The sequence below is a fragment of the Phocaeicola massiliensis B84634 = Timone 84634 = DSM 17679 = JCM 13223 genome (assembly GCF_000382445.1).
GTDB lineage: Bacteria > Bacteroidota > Bacteroidia > Bacteroidales > Bacteroidaceae > Phocaeicola > Phocaeicola massiliensis.
In genome coordinates, this window is sequence record NZ_KB905475.1 from 74242 (window position 1) to 94740 (window position 20499).

Annotated in this window: 15 protein-coding genes; all 15 read left to right on the forward strand. The window is 43.0% G+C overall.

What is annotated here, in order from left to right; genetic code table 11:
• Window positions 1-14 precede the first annotated feature (14 nt).
• The 15 genes from HMPREF1534_RS01365 (at window position 15) to HMPREF1534_RS01300 (ending at window position 20491) form a co-directional block, all read left to right on the forward strand.
• Window positions 15-2990, forward strand: a complete 2976-nt coding sequence (locus HMPREF1534_RS01365) for a SusC/RagA family TonB-linked outer membrane protein (RefSeq protein ID WP_005944915.1) — start codon at window positions 15-17, stop codon at window positions 2988-2990.
• Between the two features lie 22 nt (window positions 2991-3012).
• A complete protein-coding gene (locus tag HMPREF1534_RS01360) occupies window positions 3013-4587 on the forward strand; it encodes a RagB/SusD family nutrient uptake outer membrane protein (protein ID WP_025066832.1) in 1575 nt (524 codons plus the stop codon).
• A gap of 15 nt (window positions 4588-4602) precedes the next feature.
• Window positions 4603-6312 carry a DUF5114 domain-containing protein gene (locus HMPREF1534_RS01355; RefSeq protein ID WP_005944920.1) on the forward strand — a complete coding sequence of 570 codons (1710 nt, stop codon included), beginning with the start codon at window positions 4603-4605 and terminating at the stop codon, window positions 6310-6312.
• 7 nt (window positions 6313-6319) lie between these two features.
• A complete protein-coding gene (locus HMPREF1534_RS01350) occupies window positions 6320-7363 on the forward strand; it encodes a glycoside hydrolase family 53 protein (protein ID WP_005944923.1) in 1044 nt (347 codons plus the stop codon).
• A gap of 759 nt (window positions 7364-8122) precedes the next feature.
• A complete protein-coding gene (locus HMPREF1534_RS01345; RefSeq protein ID WP_005944927.1) occupies window positions 8123-8620 on the forward strand; it encodes a helix-turn-helix domain-containing protein in 498 nt (165 codons plus the stop codon).
• A 44-nt stretch (window positions 8621-8664) separates the two neighbouring features.
• Window positions 8665-11289, forward strand: a complete 2625-nt coding sequence (locus HMPREF1534_RS01340; protein WP_005944929.1) for a hypothetical protein — start codon at window positions 8665-8667, stop codon at window positions 11287-11289.
• Window positions 11290-11602: 313 nt separating this feature from the next.
• A complete protein-coding gene (locus HMPREF1534_RS20775) occupies window positions 11603-11758 on the forward strand; it encodes a hypothetical protein (RefSeq protein WP_005944932.1) in 156 nt (51 codons plus the stop codon).
• Window positions 11759-11863: 105 nt separating this feature from the next.
• The gene (locus HMPREF1534_RS01335; RefSeq protein ID WP_005944935.1) at window positions 11864-12247 is read left to right on the forward strand and encodes a DUF6169 family protein; all 384 of its coding nucleotides are present in this window, start codon (window positions 11864-11866) and stop codon (window positions 12245-12247) included.
• A gap of 352 nt (window positions 12248-12599) precedes the next feature.
• Entirely contained in the window at window positions 12600-13958 is a 1359-nt protein-coding gene (locus HMPREF1534_RS01330; protein WP_018451832.1) for a THUMP domain-containing class I SAM-dependent RNA methyltransferase, read from the forward strand.
• 98 nt (window positions 13959-14056) lie between these two features.
• Window positions 14057-16240, forward strand: coding sequence for a S9 family peptidase (locus tag HMPREF1534_RS01325; protein ID WP_005944941.1), 2184 nt, complete (start codon window positions 14057-14059; stop codon window positions 16238-16240).
• 18 nt (window positions 16241-16258) lie between these two features.
• The gene (purD, locus tag HMPREF1534_RS01320) at window positions 16259-17527 is read left to right on the forward strand and encodes a phosphoribosylamine--glycine ligase (protein ID WP_005944944.1); all 1269 of its coding nucleotides are present in this window, start codon (window positions 16259-16261) and stop codon (window positions 17525-17527) included.
• Window positions 17528-17553: 26 nt separating this feature from the next.
• Entirely contained in the window at window positions 17554-18489 is a 936-nt protein-coding gene (locus HMPREF1534_RS01315) for a hypothetical protein (protein ID WP_005944947.1), read from the forward strand.
• Complete coding sequence (locus tag HMPREF1534_RS01310) at window positions 18465-18932, forward strand: YqaA family protein (protein WP_005944950.1); 468 nt, start codon at window positions 18465-18467, stop codon at window positions 18930-18932. The genes HMPREF1534_RS01315 and HMPREF1534_RS01310 overlap by 25 nt, the downstream gene beginning before the upstream one ends.
• A 4-nt stretch (window positions 18933-18936) precedes the next feature.
• The gene (gene mnmD / locus HMPREF1534_RS01305) at window positions 18937-19614 is read left to right on the forward strand and encodes a tRNA (5-methylaminomethyl-2-thiouridine)(34)-methyltransferase MnmD (RefSeq protein WP_005944952.1); all 678 of its coding nucleotides are present in this window, start codon (window positions 18937-18939) and stop codon (window positions 19612-19614) included.
• 19 nt (window positions 19615-19633) lie between these two features.
• Window positions 19634-20491, forward strand: a complete 858-nt coding sequence (locus tag HMPREF1534_RS01300; RefSeq protein ID WP_005944955.1) for a metal ABC transporter solute-binding protein, Zn/Mn family — start codon at window positions 19634-19636, stop codon at window positions 20489-20491.
• The last annotated feature ends 8 nt before the right edge of the window (window positions 20492-20499 follow it).

Below are 20499 nucleotides of genomic sequence, written 5' to 3' on the forward strand. Positions count from 1 at the left end.
AAAAACAAAACCTCATGAAAAACAAAATCTTAAATCTGCGCGGCACAGTAACACTGTTGTTACTATGCACGTTGTTAGGCATCTCTCCTGTCCTCGCACAACAGACAGGAGAAACAAGAACCCTCACCGGACAAGTGACAGATGAAGCCAACGAAACGCTCATCGGCGCCAGTATTGTGGTAAAAGGAACAACAATCGGCACAGTGACAGACTTTAATGGCAACTATTCCCTCACTGTTCCTTCAGATGCCAGCGAACTCCTTTTCTCTTATGTAGGTTACAACTCTAAGAGTGTCACTATTCCTAAAGGAACCAATATATTGAACGTACAGCTAAACAGTGACACACAAATATTGACCGATGTGGTGGTTATCGGTTACGGAACTACCCGCAAAAGCGACCTCACCGGTTCTGTATCCAATGTCAGCAGCAAAGACTTCAACTCAGGACTGATATCCTCTCCCGAACAATTAATCAATGGTAAAGTTTCGGGTGTGCAAATCATGTCTGCCAGTGGTTCACCCACTTCAGGCAGTACCATCCGTATCCGTGGAGGAGCCTCATTAAACGCTAGTAATGACCCACTCATCGTACTTGACGGTGTTCCCCTCGAAAGCGGTGGTATCAGCGGAAACAATGGTAACTTCCTAAGCCTCATCAACCCAAGCGATATCGAAAGCATGACGATATTAAAAGATGCCTCCTCTACTGCTATTTATGGTTCACGCGCCTCCAATGGTGTAATTATTATCACTACCAAAAAAGGAAACAGTGATAAGATAAAGGTTAGTTTCAATACCACCAACTCCATACAAACACGCACAAAAATGGCAGATATGTTGTCACACAATGAATTTGTAGACGTTATTAAGAGTCACGGTACTGTGGCCCAACAAGCCCTGCTCGGAAATGACAACACAGACTGGAACAACCAAATTTACCATACCGCTTTCGGTACAGACAACAACCTGAGCATCGCCGGACGCCTGGCAAAGAATCTGCCTATCCGCGTATCTTTGGGCTACTACAACCAAAACGGTATCCTAAAAACCGACAACGCAGAACGCTTTACAGGAAGCCTTTCACTGTCACCTTCTTTCTTTAATGACTATCTGAAGCTCAATATCAATGCTAAAGGCTCGGTCAACAATAACCGTTTTGCCGAAACCGGAGCTATTTGGGCAGCTTCTACCTTCAACCCTACTCTGCCTGTCTATTCGGGAAACTCAAACTTCGGCGGCTATAACGAAGCGCTCGACAATACCGGCGCACCGGTCAATGCAGCCGTTCTGAACCCATTGGGAAGAATTGAACAAAACAACTCTACCAGCAAAGTACAACGTTTTATCGGCAACTTCGATATAGACTATAAAATGCATTTCCTTCCCGAACTTAAATTCCATGCCACATTGGGTTATGATTATGCCGAAGGAAAAGGGAATGTATATGTACCGGCCGAAGCCATGCAATATTACACCACTGCCGGCCGGGATTACGAATATGGCCCGCAAAACAACGAAAACCATCTGCTCACTACTTACCTGAACTACAATAAATATATAGATTCATGGAAAAGCAGTATCGATGCTACTGTTGGATATGACTATCAGTACTGGAAAAGCACCAGTCCGGCTTATGCCGAACTGAATACAAAGGGAGAAATACAGACCAGCATTGCTGCCAGCGACCAGCGCCACACACTGATATCTTATTATGCCCGTTTGAACTATACCTTCGACTCACGCTATATGGTCACAGCTACCGTTCGCCGCGATGGTACTTCCCGTTTTGATTCGGATACTCGCTGGGGAACATTCCCATCCGTAGCTTTAGGCTGGAGAGTGACCGAAGAATCATTTCTGAAAGACAATCCGGTGCTAAGTAACCTGAAAATCCGAACCAGCTATGGTGTCACCGGTCAGCAAGACGGTATCGGCAACTATGGCTATATGCCCATTTATACCACCGGTCAGGACGGCGCACAATATCGGTTCGGTGATGAGTACTATTATACTTATCGCCCCGAGTCATACAACAAACTACTGAAATGGGAAACCACTACCTCATGGAACACCGGTTTCGATTTTGGCTTCTTGAAAGACCGCATTACCGGTAGTTTCGATTTCTATACCCGCCAAACCAAAGACTTAATTGCCACCGTCCCCGCACCTGCCGGAACTACTTTCGACAAAACCATTACCACCAATGTGGGAAATGTAGACAGTCACGGTATTGAGTTCACCTTAAACGCCAGCCCTATACAAGCCAAAGACTGGGGATGGGATTTGAGTTTTAACATGACCTGGCAAAATATGAAAGTAAAAAATCTATCTCTCACACCAAGTTCGACAACCACCAACACTGCCGTAGGTCCATCTATTGACGGATATCAGTTCCAAGTATTAAGCGAAGGATATGAGCCCTATATGTTCTATGTCTACCATCAATTATATGATGAACAAACAGGCAAACCCATCGAAGGAGCTTACGCCGACCTGAATGGTGACGATGAAATCAACTCTTCCGACCTTTACCGCTACCATTCACCCGCCCCCGAATTCATATTCGGTTTAAGTACCTCCCTCCGCTATAAAAAATGGAATTTAGGTATGAGTTTCCGTGCCAATGTAGGTAACTATGTATACAATGGCATGTCTATGAATACCGGTGCATGGAGCACAGTGAGTTACAACTCTTATCAGTTGAACAACCTGAACCGCAGTTTCCTGAAGACAGAATTTCAAAACCGCCAATATCTGTCGGATTACTATGTAGAGAATGCCTCTTTTCTGAAAATGGATAACCTGACGTTGGGTTACAATTTTGGCCGCATATGTAAATGGTTCAATCTGAATGCCAGTGCCATGGTTCAAAACGTGTTCTGCATCACCAAATACAGTGGCGTAGATCCGGAAGTACCCAATGGCATGGATGTATCTTTTTATCCGCGCCCACGCACTTTCTCATTGAGCTTGGGACTTGAATTTTAATCACCTTCAAATGAATATCACAATGAAAAAATTAATATATGCCGCACTGCTTGCCGGTGCATTGACTCTTTCTTCTTCGTGTACGGACGATCTGAATCAGACACCACACATCGAAACCACTTCAGGCAACGTTTATAACGAACCGAGCAATTACAAACAGGTATTGGCTAAATTATATGCTTCCTTTGTCATCAACGGACAAGAAAAAGGAGGCGGTAATGCCGACCTGAACAGCAACAATGGGCAAGACTATATGCGTTGTTATTTCAACCTTCAGGAATGTGGAACAGACGAAGTGGCTTCTACATGGCTGGAAGGAGACAAAGTGGGTGACCTGACATATCTGAGTTGGGATGCCAACGACACCTGGGTGTCGGATATGTATTACCATATCTACTATACCATTGCACTTTGCAATGAATTTCTGCGTAATGCCGGTGATGAACAGATTGCCGGATTTTCAGAAGATGACCAGACAAACATTCGTCATTACCGTGCTGAGGCACGTTTTATTCGTGCATTGACCTATTTTCATGCACTCGATTTATTCCGGAATATTCCTTTTGTCACCGAAAATGACCCCATAGGTTCCTTTATCCCGCCCCGCTACACAGGCAAGCAAGTCTTTGAGTATATAGAATCGGAGCTGAAAGAGATTGATAATGACCTCCTCTCACGCACTGAAGCCGAATACGGACGCGCCTCAAAAGCAGCTGCTTATACGCTTTTGGCAAAACTTTATCTGAATGCGAAAATTTACACAGGTACAGAACGATACACCGATTGTATCACTGCCTGCAATCAAGTTATAGCCGAAGGTTACTCATTAGAGCCGGAATATGCCAAATTATTTAATGCCGACAATCATAAGCGTACTAATGAAATCATCTTTCCACTGGCTGTAGATGCCGAACATACTGTATCATGGGGTTCTACTACCTATATTATATGTGGCGAAGTGAGTAATACCTCCGACTATCAGAAACCGGAAAAATACGGAGTGACACAAGGTTGGGGTATGTTTCGTGTCCGTGGCGAAGTGCCTGCACTTTTCGGAGAAGGAGACGGACGCGCTATGTTCTTCACCGAAGGACAAACACAATACCTAGATGCCATTGACAGTCAAAACAACGGTTACTTTGTAGAAAAATGGACAAACCTAACCGATGAAGGTAAAGCTGCATCAAACACGGTAGACGGTGGTGTAAATACGGACTATCCGATGTTCCGCTTGGCAGATGTATACTTGATGTTGGCAGAAGCAGTGGTTCGCGGCGGACAAGGAAGTAATACTGCCACTGCATTGGGATACATCAACCAGCTGCGTGAACGTGCTTTCGGCAGTGACGCCGGAAACATTACAAACGGTGAACTCACACCAGACTTCATTTTGGACGAACGCGCACGCGAGCTATATTGGGAATGCACCCGCCGCACTGATCTCATACGCTATGACAAGTTTACTACCTCAACTTATCTGTGGCAATGGAAAGGTGGTGTCAAAGATGGCATGGCGGTAGACAATAAGTACAATATTTACCCCATTCCACAAACAGACCTGACTGCCAACCCAAACTTATATAACGAAAACTATTAAAACAATATACATAATATGAAAACAATAAAGAATTTCTTTCTGACACTGGCGGCAATTACTTGTTTTACCGCTTGTGAAAAAGACGGAGAAAAAATATATCTGAACAGTCTTGAGCCGGGTGACTTGATAGCCTCTGAAAACACAGTAATGCTGACTCAAAAAAATAGTAAGCAAATTGTGCTATCACTGGCATGGACAAAAGATGCCCTGACTGTGAGCGACCCTGATATGCAAGCCCCTGACCTGACCGACATGACCATGCAAGTTTCTACCTCCGAAGATTTCTCGAACAGTATAACGGAATCAGTTGAAACATCTCTGTCAAAAGCATATACGGGTGCAGAACTAAACACGATAGCCAAAAACCTGGGAGCCACACCAAACGTAGCAAACTCTCTCTATTTTCGTGTGAAATCCTCCACCGGAAACAATATGAAACCGGTGTATACCAATACAACGGTCGTATCCGTAACTCCCTACAGCATCGACATGAGTGTCGGATATATACTCGACTCCAAACAGGAAGAAACAGGTAACAGCCTCTATTCTGCCACTTCCAACGGAGAATATATAGGATTTATGGGTGCAACCTCGTGGTATAACTATTACCTACGCGAAGGTGATGGTACTATTTGGGGCAACGATGGTGTATCCGGCACAGCCTTCCTTCTCTCATCCGAAAATACGAAATGGAACTTCTGGTTCCCTGCCCTCAGCGGTTGCTACTATGTAAATGTCAATACCAACAAAAAAGTATGGTCGGCACTTTATATCTCCAACCTGACCGTAAACGGAGATATCGAAGGCGAAATGACTTTCGACCGTCCGAATATGAGATGGACAATGACTTTCAACGCTGCACAAGCCGGTAACCTCACCATCCGCACTTCAGGAACCGGACAACTCTATGACTATTCTACCGGAACAGACAATTCGGATTCTGATACAAATCCGGGAATTGCTACCTCCATTGCCTTCGCCCAAAATGGAGAAACCCTTACCTTCGGGCAACAACCAGGAGATATCATCATCAATGCACCTGCTGCAGGAGAATGTACACTAATCCTCGATCTGAGTAACCCGAAAGCATGGAAAGTCGAAGTTGAAAGCGGAAATGAAAAACCGACCGAAATCAACCCATATGTCTACCTTCCTGGAGTCGATGACGCCATCAATGAAGGACAAAATTGGACCTTCGATAATAAACTGTCACTCTATGACGAAGATAATCTGAGTTATGCCGGAGCTGTAAACACCGGTTCACAATGGGGTTATCAGATAGCCATAGAAGACGGCAACTGGGAAGATGTCTATACTTTGGCAAGCGGAGATGCCTATCAAGGTACACTGGCATTCCAAAGCGGAACAAACTTGCCCGCACCGGCAGAAGGCCTTTACTTCTTCGACATTTCGCTGAAAGCACAGACTTACCAACTGACCGCCATTGGCAATGAAATCTACTACTCGGGAGCAAATGACGACTGGACACTGCACACACTCACAGCAACAGCAGACAAAGGTGTATTCAGCGGAAATGTTACCATTGAAAAAGCTTCGGAATATGGAATCCAAATTATTCTAGACACTGCCTGGACTTATAAATTTGGCGGTACTGACGGTGTACTTTATTACAAAGGAACAAATATAACTGAGGATGCCGTCCTCGCTCCCGGCACTTATACACTGACAGTAGATTTAATAAACAGAACATATACCCTAAAATAAAGAAGAAATGATGAAATTAAGAAATATACTATTTGCCGGACTGCTCCTTTTAGGAGCAGCTGCTTGCAGTGATAATGACAAACCGATTTTCCCCAAAACACCGACTTATGACATGAGTGGATTTGCCAAAGGAGCCGATGTAAGCTGGCTCACCGAAATGGAAAAAGCCGGAACCAAGTTCTATACCTCTGCCGGACGCGAAACGGAATGTATAACTTTGCTCCGCGAATTGGGAATGAATTCCATCCGACTGCGTGTATGGGTGAATCCCACCAACGGTTGGTGTAATAAAAGCGATGTACTGGTAAAAGCCTGGCGTGCTCATCAATTGGGTATGCGACTGATGATTGATTTTCATTACAGCGACAGTTGGGCAGATCCGGGACAACAAACTAAACCGGCTGCATGGAATACATATTCTTTGGACGAACTCCAAAATGCCGTAGCCGAACATACCAGCGATGTACTTACTGCACTGAAAGAAAAAGGCATCACCCCCGAATGGGTACAAGTAGGAAACGAGACCGGAAACGGTATGTTGTGGAACGAAGGAAAAGCCTCGGAACACATGGCACAATATGCTGCCCTCACCACTGCCGGATACAATGCCGTGAAATCAGTATTCAATGAAACCAAAGTCATTGTACATTTACAGGCAGGCGATGATAATTCACTCTACCGCTGGTTATTTGACGGACTGAAAGCGAATGGTGGCAAATGGGACGTTATCGGAATGTCTCTCTACCCAAAAGCCGACACTTGGCAAAGCATGACAGACAACTGTATAGCTAACATGAGAGACATGATTGACCGTTATGGCTCCGAAGTTATGCTTTGTGAAGTAGGTATGCCATGGGATGAAGCCGAAGAATGTTACCAATTTTTATCCAGTCTCATCACCAAATCAAAAGAGATTACCCAATGTCTGGGTGTCTTTTATTGGGAGCCACAAGCTTATGGTAATTGGAATGCATATACACTTGGTGCTTTTGACAACAATGGGCAACCAACCATCGCTCTTGAAGCTTTCAAATCCTCGTCGTCATTCTAAGAACCAATTTTCAGAATTGCCGGAATCGCAATATCAGAAATAAAATAAAGTATGCATACTTTTAGGAACATTCGAAAGTATGCGTACTTTCAATTTTAATATATCATCTTCAGGCAACTAATCAGTAAAGAGCAATCCATCATCCTGCTAAAATGAATGGCACCCATCATCCATTTGACATATAAAAACACGTTTTCTATATGAATGAATTGCAATACAAATCACATCAGAATAATACATCTGACCAAAAAATCTAAGTATTTTGAGAAAAGACTTTGAGCTTTTAAAAAAGACTTAAATGTTTTCAAAAAACACTTAAGTCTTTTTCAGAAACTCCTTGGTCTTTTTTGAAAACCTCAAAATCTCTCCATTATGATACGTTGACATCCGTTAAGATTTACGGAACAGAAGTAAAACAAACACTTAATGATGCTTAATCTGTTGGGAACGTGGTGAATAAGATTTCAGGAGAGAGAAGAAAAAAAGTGCATCTCTTAGTAAGAGATACACTTTTCGCTGCAAATTTACACAAAGTTTTGATAATTAAAACTTTTTGAGAAGAAAAATCACAAGGCAAGTGCAAAAATATCTTTAGTCTTAAGTTATAGGACACTTTTTTATCGGCTTAAACTATTAATAATAAAGCGGTTATGTGCGTTCGGTGTATCTCTTACTAAGAGATGCACCGAACGCAACCCTTTTTTAAGGGTTTGAAAGATGTGTATTTATTTGAAATAGAGACGATAAAAAGAGAGTACAATGGACTACCTGTTTCTACACCGCGACAAGCGCACTTTTACTTCCGAAAGGCAGAAGAATCTGCTTTTCAGGGCTGCCCGGCTTTATTGGGAGCAGAAGTATGCGGACAGCGAAGTGATTCCGAAAAGGAAAGTCGATTGTGAGCTATATAAATATGTATTGTATTATTTGGAAGTGCGCCAAGTGTTTCTTGACCCGAAGCTCTCACTGAAAAAACTGAGCGAGATGATTGAAACGAACCAGACTTATCTGTCGAACGTGGTCAACCGCTACTTCGGTTGCCATCTGAAAGAGTTGGTGAACACGTATCGGGTGGAATATGCCAAGGAACTGCTCCGTTCGGGCAAGTGTCTGCCGGAGGAGCTGCCCCAACGCTGCGGGTTTCTGTCGCGAAGTGCGTTTTATGCTGCTTTTAAAAAGGTGACGGGTGTTTCTCCCAAACGTTATATGAAATATGAAAAGAGAGAAAAGCTCTCGGAATCAATAGATTATGTATAACCAATTTTAGTTTTTTAAATTTATAAATTTAAAGTTTTTCTATTATGAACAAAAAGTTTTTAAGTGCAATCCTGTTCGGAGCCTTGATGGTTACCTCGACAGGAACATTTGTGTCTTGTAAGGATTACGACGATGATATCGACGAAATCAACAGCAAGATTGACAAGATTGAAACCACACTGTCTGAATTGGAGTCAAAGATTGGCGACAAGGGTGTGACCAGTGTGACTTTCGACGAAAAGACAGGTGTATTGACTGTAGTTGACGGTACGGGTACAAAAACGTATACCATTAAAACAACAGCTCCTGATGTAGACGAACTAACCATTACTATTGAAGGCAAAGACCTTAAAGTAGACGGAAAAGTGATAGGTCAGGTAGGTGACACAGTCGCAGTGAAAAACGGTGAGTTGACAATCAATGGTACAGCTACCGGCATCAAGGTTGGTCAATATGCTATTTTGGACAATCAAAGCGCAGGTACCGTAACCATCACTCTGCCCGATGCAGACGGCAAATTGCAAACTGTTGAGTTGATGAAAGCATCTGCTGCATTGACTTCTGTACAGTTCCAAAAAGAGAATCCTGAATTCGTTGATATTGAAGGAACTGCCACTGCATTTCAATGGGGTACTGCCCGTATCGCATTCCCTAACTGGGGAGGTAAAAAAGGTGCTATCACCAGAAATCAGTTGATGGTAGGTCAGACTAACGTCGTAAAGGTTCAGGTTACTCCTGCCGGCTATGACTTAGGAGCACAGACACTGACTTTGGTCGATTCAAGAGGCAATGTAGCTCCGGCAAATATAACTGCTGTTGCAAACAACAGATTAATGTCTCGTGCTGCATCGGCTAACGGCAGCTGGGATTTGTCTATCGAAATGACAGACGACGTTACTGCAACCAACATTGCAAAGATATTCGATTACGATCCTGTTACCGGTACCGGACATATGGCATACACATTATGTGTAAACGGTATTCCTTATACTACTTATGAATTGGCTGTTAAACCCAGCGATAATAAGTCTTCTGTTTCCGCAGCCATTGCAGGTCTAACCAATACTGATATAAAATATGTAGCTGCAGACGGACGAGTAGCAGATTTATCATCTGGTAAATTCCCCACCGGAAGCACAGAACTGTTTATCGAAGAGAATGATTTGTATGATTCATACATCACTTTTGAAGGTACAAACAAATCTTTGGCAGAACAATACGGAATCACTGTTGACGGTATGACTATCAATGTTCCTGCTTCTGCTACAGGTGTAACTATCAAGGGTATTGTACATACAATGGCTATCAACGGTTACGAATCTGCAATTACCGACAACGAAGTTACATTCAATATCATCGGTAGCACAGTAACCGCTCAGAGTATCGCTGCTACAACCCATCAGATTGCACCCGCCGCAACTGCTGCCGATGTTCTGAAAAAAGTACGCATCGATTTAGGTGATGTATTCAAGAATATTCCTGCCGCAACTCGTGAAGCAGCACGTGAAACAGCTCAGTTCTATGTAGTAGAAGAAAAGAGTCAGACCGGCTTCTTGATAGGAGATAATACTGCATTGAGTAACTCTACTTACAATAAGTTCAATACTGTTTCATATCTGAAAGCTGACGAAACACAATGGACAGATGATACAGACGATATTCTTGACTTGCGTTATATTGATTTGGAAGTAACAGGTAAAGTAGCTGCTGATGCTCAACCGGGTGACTATCAATTGTCATTTGTTGTAATGGATGAGAATTATGTAACAGGTAGCGGAAATATCAAAGGCAATGAAATCATTAAGATTAATATGCCGGTCAATGTGACTGTTCCTTCATTCGCTGATATGTTTGAAAAGACTGCTACCGAATGGAATGCTGCCAAGACTGAATTCAATGCTAGAATTTATGTTGAACCTACAAATGATGCTCAACTGAGATTTGGCGAAGCCTTTAATAAGACTGCCAACTATGCAGATGCAGAGTATTCACAAGTTGTATATGACGTGAAATATATTGATTCTAAATCTCCGATAGCTACCTCAAGTAATGTTGAACTTTCAACAGAGAACGGAATAGCAAGAATCAGCGGCAGAGGAGGATTAGCAATTCTGGATAAGACAGTGGTATACAATGCTACAGGAGATGCTCTGAAAGAAAATACGTTCGCAAACATGACAGCATATTATCCGTTGTTCTATCAGGCTCAAATTTCTGATCTAAACTCAACCTTGACTAGTGATGAGTTCGATGCTTTGCAGGAAGCATTTACAGTAGCATCTGATTCTTATACATCGAAACTTGTTACTCCTCTTGCAGGTGTAGCTATCAGTACCGGTGATATTATCTTAGATGCCTCAGGAAAAGCAACCGGCATCGAATTGGAATTGGATGAATCAACATTAGCTGTAAACAATACTAACATTACTACCGCTCCAACAGCAGGATTAACTAACTCTAATGAAGCAACTTACAAACTAGTAACAGGTACTGCAACAGGTAATGATGTCAAAGCTGAATTTACAATTGAATCCGGTGCAACCGTAACTTTGACAGCTACTGGTATTCAAGTTACCGGTTTAACAGGTATGTCAACATTAAAAGTTACTTTGACTGATGCTACAGGCATTGTCTATACATCTACCGTACAGATTCAGCCCGCCAAATAATGAAGTAGTATAAACCCTACTTATAAATAACTCAAAAGACCGCCTCAATCACTGTGTTGGGACGGTCTTTTTCAATATTCCACACCTTTAACAAACATTGCCAATCTTATTTTCTGTCCTCTTTTACGCCCTGACTTCGTCAATGTGTCCCCCCAAAAAATCCTCATCAAACAACAGAGCGACGCGCTTGTGTCGTTTTATAATCATTGTTCTGCTGATTTGAAGAGAGAAAGTTATAATATTATAAGGTTCTACAAAAGAATCTGATTCTCAACAAAAAGTATTATCTTTGCCAAAGGAAAGGATAGATATTATGGTAAAAACAAAAGCAACAAAAGAAGAAACTTTAGCCAAATTTAAAGCAGCAAGAGAAAAGAAACGTACTTGTCTGGCTAATTTGGAAAAGTCAATGAAGGAAGCCTATAAAAAACGTACAGGTAAGGAGGCTGAAACCTTTTTTGCATTATGAAACAGCTTCTTTCACGAAAATTCTTCATATCCGGTAGAAACGACCGGAGAAGATGGATTTTATCAGTTCTTTACAGACGGGGGAGTACATTATTCTGTAGGGTTTATGGAAGATGATATTTTACTGTCACAGAACTCATATCAATTGATTATAGCCAATATCAATAACCATAAATCTCCCCGTGACCATAAAGTACGTGATACGATTATTGCTATCGTTGATGAATTTTTCAGGAACAACAACTCAACATTGCTCTATATTTGTGAGACCGGTGACAGCAAGCAAAGTATGCGTAGCCGATTGTTTGAGTATTGGTTCTCCACTTATAATCGGAAGGCTCTTTTTACAATGATTTCATCTTCAATTGTTGATGAAGAAGGTGTCGTAAACTTTGCAACGATAATTCTTCGTAATGACAATCCAAATTTATCGGAGATTATAGCTGAATTTACCGAATCAATCCAATTACTTAGTCAAAAACCTGAATGATAGGATAAGTGCCGATTTCAGGAACTTTAAACCCTTTGCTTACCAATAGCCAATATAATCTATTTCACTCCGGAACACGGTTGCTAACAGTATTACTGTTACCGGTTTGACAGGCATGTCTACATTAAAGGTAACATTTACCGATAACTCAAAAGACCGCCTCAATCACTGTGTTGGGACGGTCTTTTTCAATATTCCACACCTTTAACAAACATTGCCAATCTTATTTTCTGCCCTCTTTTATGCCTTATTTAACTACTCAAAAACAGATAATCTTCTAAATAATTGAATAGCAAAGAGAAAATCACTAAATTTGTCGCATCAATTGAAATTACGTAATTATCATTTTAAAATGAAGGAAGAATTCGAGCTAATCGCCAAGACTTTCCAGGGACTGGAAGAGGTTCTGGCAAAAGAACTCACCGAGCTGGGAGCCAGCAATATAGAAATAGGAAGACGCATGGTATCTTTTACCGGCGACAAGGAGATGATGTATAAGGCTAACTTCTATCTGCGTACAGCCATCCGTATCCTGAAACCCATTAAACACTTTGAAGCCAAAAATGCTGATGAAGTGTACGAAGCTATTAAATCCATCGCATGGGAAGAGTATTTAGACACCAACAAGAGCTTTGCAGTAGATGCAGTAGTATTCTCGAATGAATTCCGCCATTCAAAGTTCGTAGCCTATAAGGTGAAAGACGCCATCGTAGACTACTTCCGCGAGAAGAACGGCGAACGCCCTTCCATACGCATCAATAACCCTGATGTAGCACTGAACATACACATTGCCGAAGACAAATGTACTTTGTCACTCGATAGTTCCGGCGAATCATTACATCGCCGCGGTTATCGCCAGGAGGCAGTAGAAGCTCCGTTGAACGAAGTACTGGCAGCCGGTATGATTTTAATGACCGGCTGGAGAGGCGAATGTGACCTGATAGACCCGATGTGCGGTTCGGGAACTATTCCTATCGAAGCAGCCTTGATTGCACGTAATATCGCTCCGGGCGTATTCCGCAAAGAATTTGCTTTCGAAAAATGGAATGACTTCGACCAAGAATTATTCGATACGATTTATAACGATGATTCACAAGAACGTGAATTCACACACAAAGTATACGGATATGACAATAACCCGAAAGCCAATGAAATTGCAACACATAATGTGAAAGCAGCAGGACTGAGCAAAGAGGTAATCTTAAAAATACAACCGTTCCAGCAATTCGAACAACCGAAAGAAAAGAGTATTATCATCACCAACCCTCCTTACGGTGAACGTATTTCGACAAACGATTTATTAGGTTTATACCAAATGATTGGCGAACGACTGAAACATGCATTTGCCGGAAATGATGCATGGATATTGAGTTATCGTGAAGAATGCTTCGATCAGATCGGATTGAAACCATCAGTCAAAGTACCGCTGTTTAATGGTGCTTTGGAATGTGAATTCCGCAAATATCAATTGTTTGACGGCAAATATAAAGAGTTCCGCACTGAAAATAAAGACAGAGATTTCAAACCACGACGCGAAGATACTCGTCCCCGTCGCAACAGTGAAAGAGTGGAATACGGAGAACGGCGCGAACGACGCAACTTTGACGACAAACGCGAAGGACGTGGAGATTTCAAGAACAGAGACAGAAAAGACAGAGGAAACGAAGAAAGAAAAGAATTCAAGCCACGCTTTAAAAGAGAGGAAAAATAGTAAAAAAATAACCAACCTGAGATTCTGATTCAGAAATTCAGGTTGGGAAAAAATAAGAAGCTATGAAGAATATTATACTAAAAAGTCTACTTATATTAATGACATCATGTATCTCTACTATGAATGTTATAGCGCAAGATAAGAAAAGTTTTACTCTCGAAGATTTGATGCCGGGAGGAAACAATTATTTCAATCTGCAACCCAAGAATCTGCATGGACTGAAATGGTGGGGAGACGTATGTGTCAACGCCGACATAGAAGAGGTAAAAGCGGTGAACCCGACCAACGGAAAAGAGACTGTTCTCTTCACCTTACAAGACACAAATGACTTACTGGCAGCCAAGGAACTGGGAAAGATGAATCATTTATACAATGTATCTTTTCCATATGCCGAAAAGTGGATGCTGGTAAACACATCTACCCACAAAGTGCTGATTGACTGTGACAAAAAAGAAATAATATGGAGCCAGCCCATCGCTGCCAAAGCAGCCAACCAAGACTGGAACAAAAACAGCCGTTCGCTGGCTTATACCATTGCCAATAATTTGTTTGTAACCACAGCAGACGGTAAAACCCACCAAGTAACCGATGAACCCAAAGGCATCGTATGCGGTCAAAGTGTACACCGTCAGGAATTCGGTATTTATAAAGGTACATTCTGGAGTCCGAAAGGAAACCTGCTCGCTTTTTACCGCATGGATGAAACAATGGTAACGGATTACCCGCAAGTGAATACCACTACCCGTATCGCCACCCTCGAACCGGACAAGTATCCGATGGCAGGAATGACCAGCCATAAAGTTACCGTGGGAGTTTACAATCCTGCAACCGAAAAAACTGTTTACCTGAAAGTCGGTGACCCGACCGACCGCTATTTCACTAACATCAGCTGGAGCCCGGACGAAAAAAGCGTTTATGTGATAGAATTGAACCGTGACCAAAATCATGCAGAACTAGTGCGGTACAATGCAGAAAACGGAGAAAAAGATGCCGTGCTCTATGTAGAAGAACATCCCAAATATGTAGAGCCGCAACATATACTCACGTTCCTACCCTGGGATGAAACAAAATTTCTCTACCAAAGCCAACGTGACGGATATAACCATCTGTATCTGATGGATACACAATTGAAAGCAGAACCGACCTCATTCCGTACCGAAACAGATGGAACTTGCTATGAATATACTCATGTGAAGCAACTCACCCAAGGCACATGGTTAGTGAAAAACATTTTAGGTTTTAACCCTAAAGCCAAAGAAATCATCATCATAAGCACCGAGGTTTCTCCGTTACAGAGCAACGCATACGCCGTGAATGTAAAAACCGGAAAGCGCCGTCTCATCGGAAATAAGGATGGGATGCACAATGTACAACTGTCGGCAAGCGGTAAATATGTGATAGACAACTATACTTCTTCCACAGTCCCTCGTAATATCGACATTGTTCCTACTTCGGGTAAAGGAAAAAATATCAATTTGCTGACTGCTGCCAATCCGATGGATGCTTACAATATGCCCGAAATCACCCTTGGCACCATTAAAGCGGCCGACGGCAAGACAGATCTTTATTATCGTTTGATAAAACCGGTAAACTATGACCCCAACAAGAAATATCCGGCAGTCATCTATGTTTATGGCGGTCCTCATGCACAGATGATACACAATGTACGCAACTATGGTGCAGGAGGATGGGATATTTACATGGCCCAGCTGGGTTATGTAATGCTGACTGTCGACAGCCGCGGCAGTGACAATCGCGGACTGGAGTTTGAGAACTGCACCTTCCGCCAATTGGGTACAGAAGAAATGAAAGATCAGGTAAAAGGAGTGGAATTTCTGAAATCACTCGGTTATGTAGACGAAAACCGCATCGGTGTACATGGTTGGAGCTTCGGCGGCTTCATGACCACCAATCTCATGCTGACCTATAATGATATCTTTAAGGTAGGTGTAGCCGGTGGTCCGGTTATCGATTGGGGGTATTATGAAGTAATGTATGGCGAACGCTATATGGACAGTCCGCTCAGCAACCCGGAAGGCTATAATAAAGCAAATCTGAAATTGAGAGCCGGCGACCTGAAGGGACGGCTGATGCTGATTCATGGTGGTGAAGACCCCACCTGTGTACCACAACACAGCTACACCTTCTTGCGTGCATGCATTGATGCAGGTACACATCCCGACTTCTTCATCTACCCGGAAGACGGACACAATATGTTCGGCCGTGACCGTGTTCACTTATACGAACACATTACCCGCTATTTTGAAGACCATCTAAAATAATAAATTCAATATCAGAATATGAAACTGTTACTATTAGGCTCAGGCGGACGCGAACACGCCCTGGCATGGAAGATTGCCCAAAGCCCCAAGATTGAGAAACTGTATATAGCTCCGGGAAATGCCGGAACAAGCGAGGTAGGCGAAAATGTAGCTATCAAAGCCGACGACTTTGCAGCCATCAAAGAGTTTGTAGTAAAAAACGATATAAACATGGTAGTGGTAGGTCCCGAAGACCCACTGGTTAAAGGAATATACGATTACTTCAAGAATGACGAAGCACTGAAAAACGTACCTGTTATCGGTCCGTCAAAGGCGGGTGCCGTACTGGAAGGAAGCAAAGAATTTGCAAAAGGATTCATGCAGCGTCATCACATTCCGACTGCCGGTTATAAGAGCATTACTGCCGCTAATCTGGAAGAAGGTTTGGCATTTCTCGAAACACTGGAAGCTCCGTATGTACTGAAAGCCGACGGACTGTGTGCAGGCAAGGGGGTATTGATTCTGCCTACACTGGAAGAAGCCAAGAAAGAATTAAAAGAAATGCTGAGCGGTATGTTCGGTGATGCTTCCGCCACTGTAGTCATTGAAGAGTTTCTGAGTGGCATCGAATGTTCCGTATTCGTTCTGACAGACGGAAAGAACTACAAGATTCTGCCCGAAGCAAAGGACTACAAACGCATAGGTGAAGGCGACAAAGGTTTGAATACCGGTGGCATGGGTAGCATTTCTCCTGTTCCGTTTGCCGATAAGGAATGGATGCAAAAGGTAGAAGACCGCATCATCCGTCCCACTGTGGAAGGACTGGCTGCCGAAGGCATCGAATACAAAGGTTTCATCTTCTTCGGTCTTATCAATGTAAAAGGTGAACCGATGGTGATTGAATATAATGTCCGCATGGGCGACCCTGAAACAGAAAGTGTGATGCTTCGCATCAAGAGTGATTTGGTAGAACTCTTTGAAGGAGTGGCTGCCGGCAACCTGAATGAGAAGACATTGGAAATAGACCCGCGTTCTGCCGTATGTGTCATGCTGGTATCGGGCGGATATCCCGAGCACTACGACAAAGGCTTTGTCATCAACGGGCTGGATGCTGTTGAAGACAGTATCGTATTTCATGCCGGAACCGCATTGAAAGACGGAAAGGTAGTAACTAGCGGCGGACGTGTCATTGCAGTCAGCTCATACGGTGCCGATAAATCAGAGGCATTGGCCCGGTCTTTTGCCAATGCCAAGAAGATTGATTTCGAAAAGAAGTATTTCCGCTCGGATATCGGATTCGACCTTTAATGGTGTCATAGTTGAAAAGATAATGCATGACAGGCTATAATAAACTCCAGACAGAGATAGCGACGGGAAGGTTAACCCTTCCCGTTGTTATCCTTATATGCCTGTTTTTATGGGGAGTCAGCATTCATTCATGGAATGAATTGATTAGTTTTATATCGTGTGCATTGACCGGATACATGATGATTGAAATAAATACAGCCTTCACCCTGATACGAACCCGGACGATGCTGCACGTCAGCCTGTTTGGGTTTATCATATCGGCATGTATGTTTCTTCATCCATTCCATATCTCCAATCTCGTTCCACCGGCATTTATCATTGCTCTGTTCCAATTATTTCGCAGCTACGAATCCGGACAGGCATCGGGGAACATCTTTCATTCCTTTTTCTTTATCGGACTCGGTAGTCTGGCTTTTCCACAACTATTGTATTTCGCTCCTTTGTTCTATATCAGTATGATCAGTTTTCGTTCTTTGTCGGCAAAAACATTCTTTGCCGGACTGGTTGGGCTGATAGTTCCCTATTGGTTTCTCTTCGGCTATGCCTTTTATAACGGTAAAATAGAACTGTTTTACAGCCCATTGCAGTCATTAATACAATTCCAGCCTATCCACTATACCGGTTTTACTCCCGATCAAATTATTTCGTGGGGAGGCATTACATTGATATCACTGACATGCAGCGTGCACTATTTTATAGTTTCCTATTTAGACAAGACGCGTACACGTTTATTCCTCTCATTCCTGATAGCCGTCGAAGCATGGATTTATGCACTAGGTTTGTTACAACCTCAGCACTTCAATGTGTTGTTGCAATTACAAATCATTATGATGTCCATTTTAACAGGACATTTATTTACTTTAACCCGTAATCGCTTTTCCGGCATCTTTTTCATCATTACATTTGTTACCTTAATAACATTAGCTATTTATAATTTATGGATGCAATTCTTCAATTCCTGATAGACTGGGGGTATTGGGGGCTATTTCTCGGCTCTTTTATTGCCGGCAGTGTTCTTCCTTTCAGTTCGGAAGCTGTACTGGCAGCTTGTGTCGGTCCGCTGGGACTGGACCCGGTAATAAGTATTGCCGCAGCCACAGCCGGAAACGTATCCGGAGGCATGACCTGCTACTGGATGGGACATTTGGGTAACATGGAATGGATAGAGAAATATTTCCATGTCAAAAAAGAAAAAATGGACCGTGCCGAGAAGTTCGTACACGGACGGGGAGCATGGATGGCATTCTTTGCTTTTATTCCCATTTTGGGAAGTGCCATTTCCATCGTACTGGGCATGATGCGTGCCAATATATGGATTGTCATTCTGGCCATGACAATCGGAAAGGTACTTCGATATGCATTGTTGGTTTGGGGAGTGCTGGAAGCCTCCGCTTTAATGAAGTAATTTTATGGAACTGGAACAGACAGCAGACGGCAGTTATACACTCTATGTACCTGAGCTGGATGAGCATTATCATTCGGTAAAAGGAGCATTGACGGAGTCACAGCATATATTCATCGAAATGGGACTGAAGCATTCTCCGGTTGCCGAACCGCGTATTCTCGAAATAGGACTGGGCACAGGCCTGAATGCTTTCCTCACCCTGCTTACCGCAGAAGAGATTCGGAAGAAAGTATATTATACAGGCATCGAACGGTATCCGCTAAGCGAAGATACCGTACATAAATTGAATTATCCCGGCCTTATAGGAAAAGGACACGAAGACGATTACTACGCCATTCACCGTGCCGGATGGGAAACGGACGAGGTACTCTCTCCGTGGTTCACACTCCATAAGATAGAAGGGGATTTTACCCGCCTTTTTCATTCGGAAGAAGCAAGACAGACCTCTCTATCCGGTTATGACATTATCTATTTTGATGCATTTGCACCCGAAAAGCAGCCGGAAATGTGGGAACAGTCTCTATTCAACTCTCTATATGAAATATTAAACAAAGGAGGTATCCTGACCACCTACTGCGCCAAAGGGATAGTAAGAAGAATGTTGCAGGCAGCCGGGTTTACAGTGGAACGTCTTCCGGGACCTCCGGGTGGAAAACGTGAAATATTACGTGCCACAAAATAAACGCTCAATAAATGAAAATATGAAACGAATCGCTCTCTTTCTCGTCACTCTGCTTTGCCTGAGTGCTTGCGGCTCCAAGCAGCAACAGTCCGGCAAAGAGACATTAACCGTTACACTCGAGCCGTTGCGATACTTCACGGAAGTCATTGCCGGAGATAAATATAATGTAGTCAGTATGGTTCCTAAGGGCAGCAGCCCGGAGACTTACGACCCTACTCCGCAACAGTTGGTCAATCTGGACAAAAGTACTGCCTACTTACGCATCGGTTACATTGGATTCGAACAAGCATGGATGGATAAATTGACTTCCAACGCCCCGCACCTCAAAGTATTCGATACTTCTAAAGGTATAGACCCTATCTATGAGGAAGAACACAACCATGGTGACCATCATCATGGAGGAGGCATCGAGCCACACATTTGGAACTCAACCCGGAATGCTGCTATAATAGCTGATAACATCTATGCTGCCCTGTGCCGGTTGGACAGTACCAATGCACCCTATTACAAACATCGTCTGGATAGTTTGCAAGGCATTATCACCCGGACAGACAATGAACTTCGCGGACTACTGCAACATGCAGATACCACTTTTCTTATTTATCACCCGGCATTAAGCTATTTCGCCCGCGATTACGGATTAAAACAAATCAGCATCGAAGAAGGAGGAAAAGAACCCTCGCCTGCTCATCTCAAAAATTTAATCGAGACCTGCCGCCGTGACAATGCTCACGTCATCTTTGTACAGCAGGAGTTTGATACGCGTAACGCCAAATTGATAGCCGATGAACTGGGAGTAGATGTTATCCCGATTAATCCGCTGAGCTATGATTGGCAGGAAGAAATGATAAATATAGCAAAGGCCCTTACCAAATAAAAGTGCTT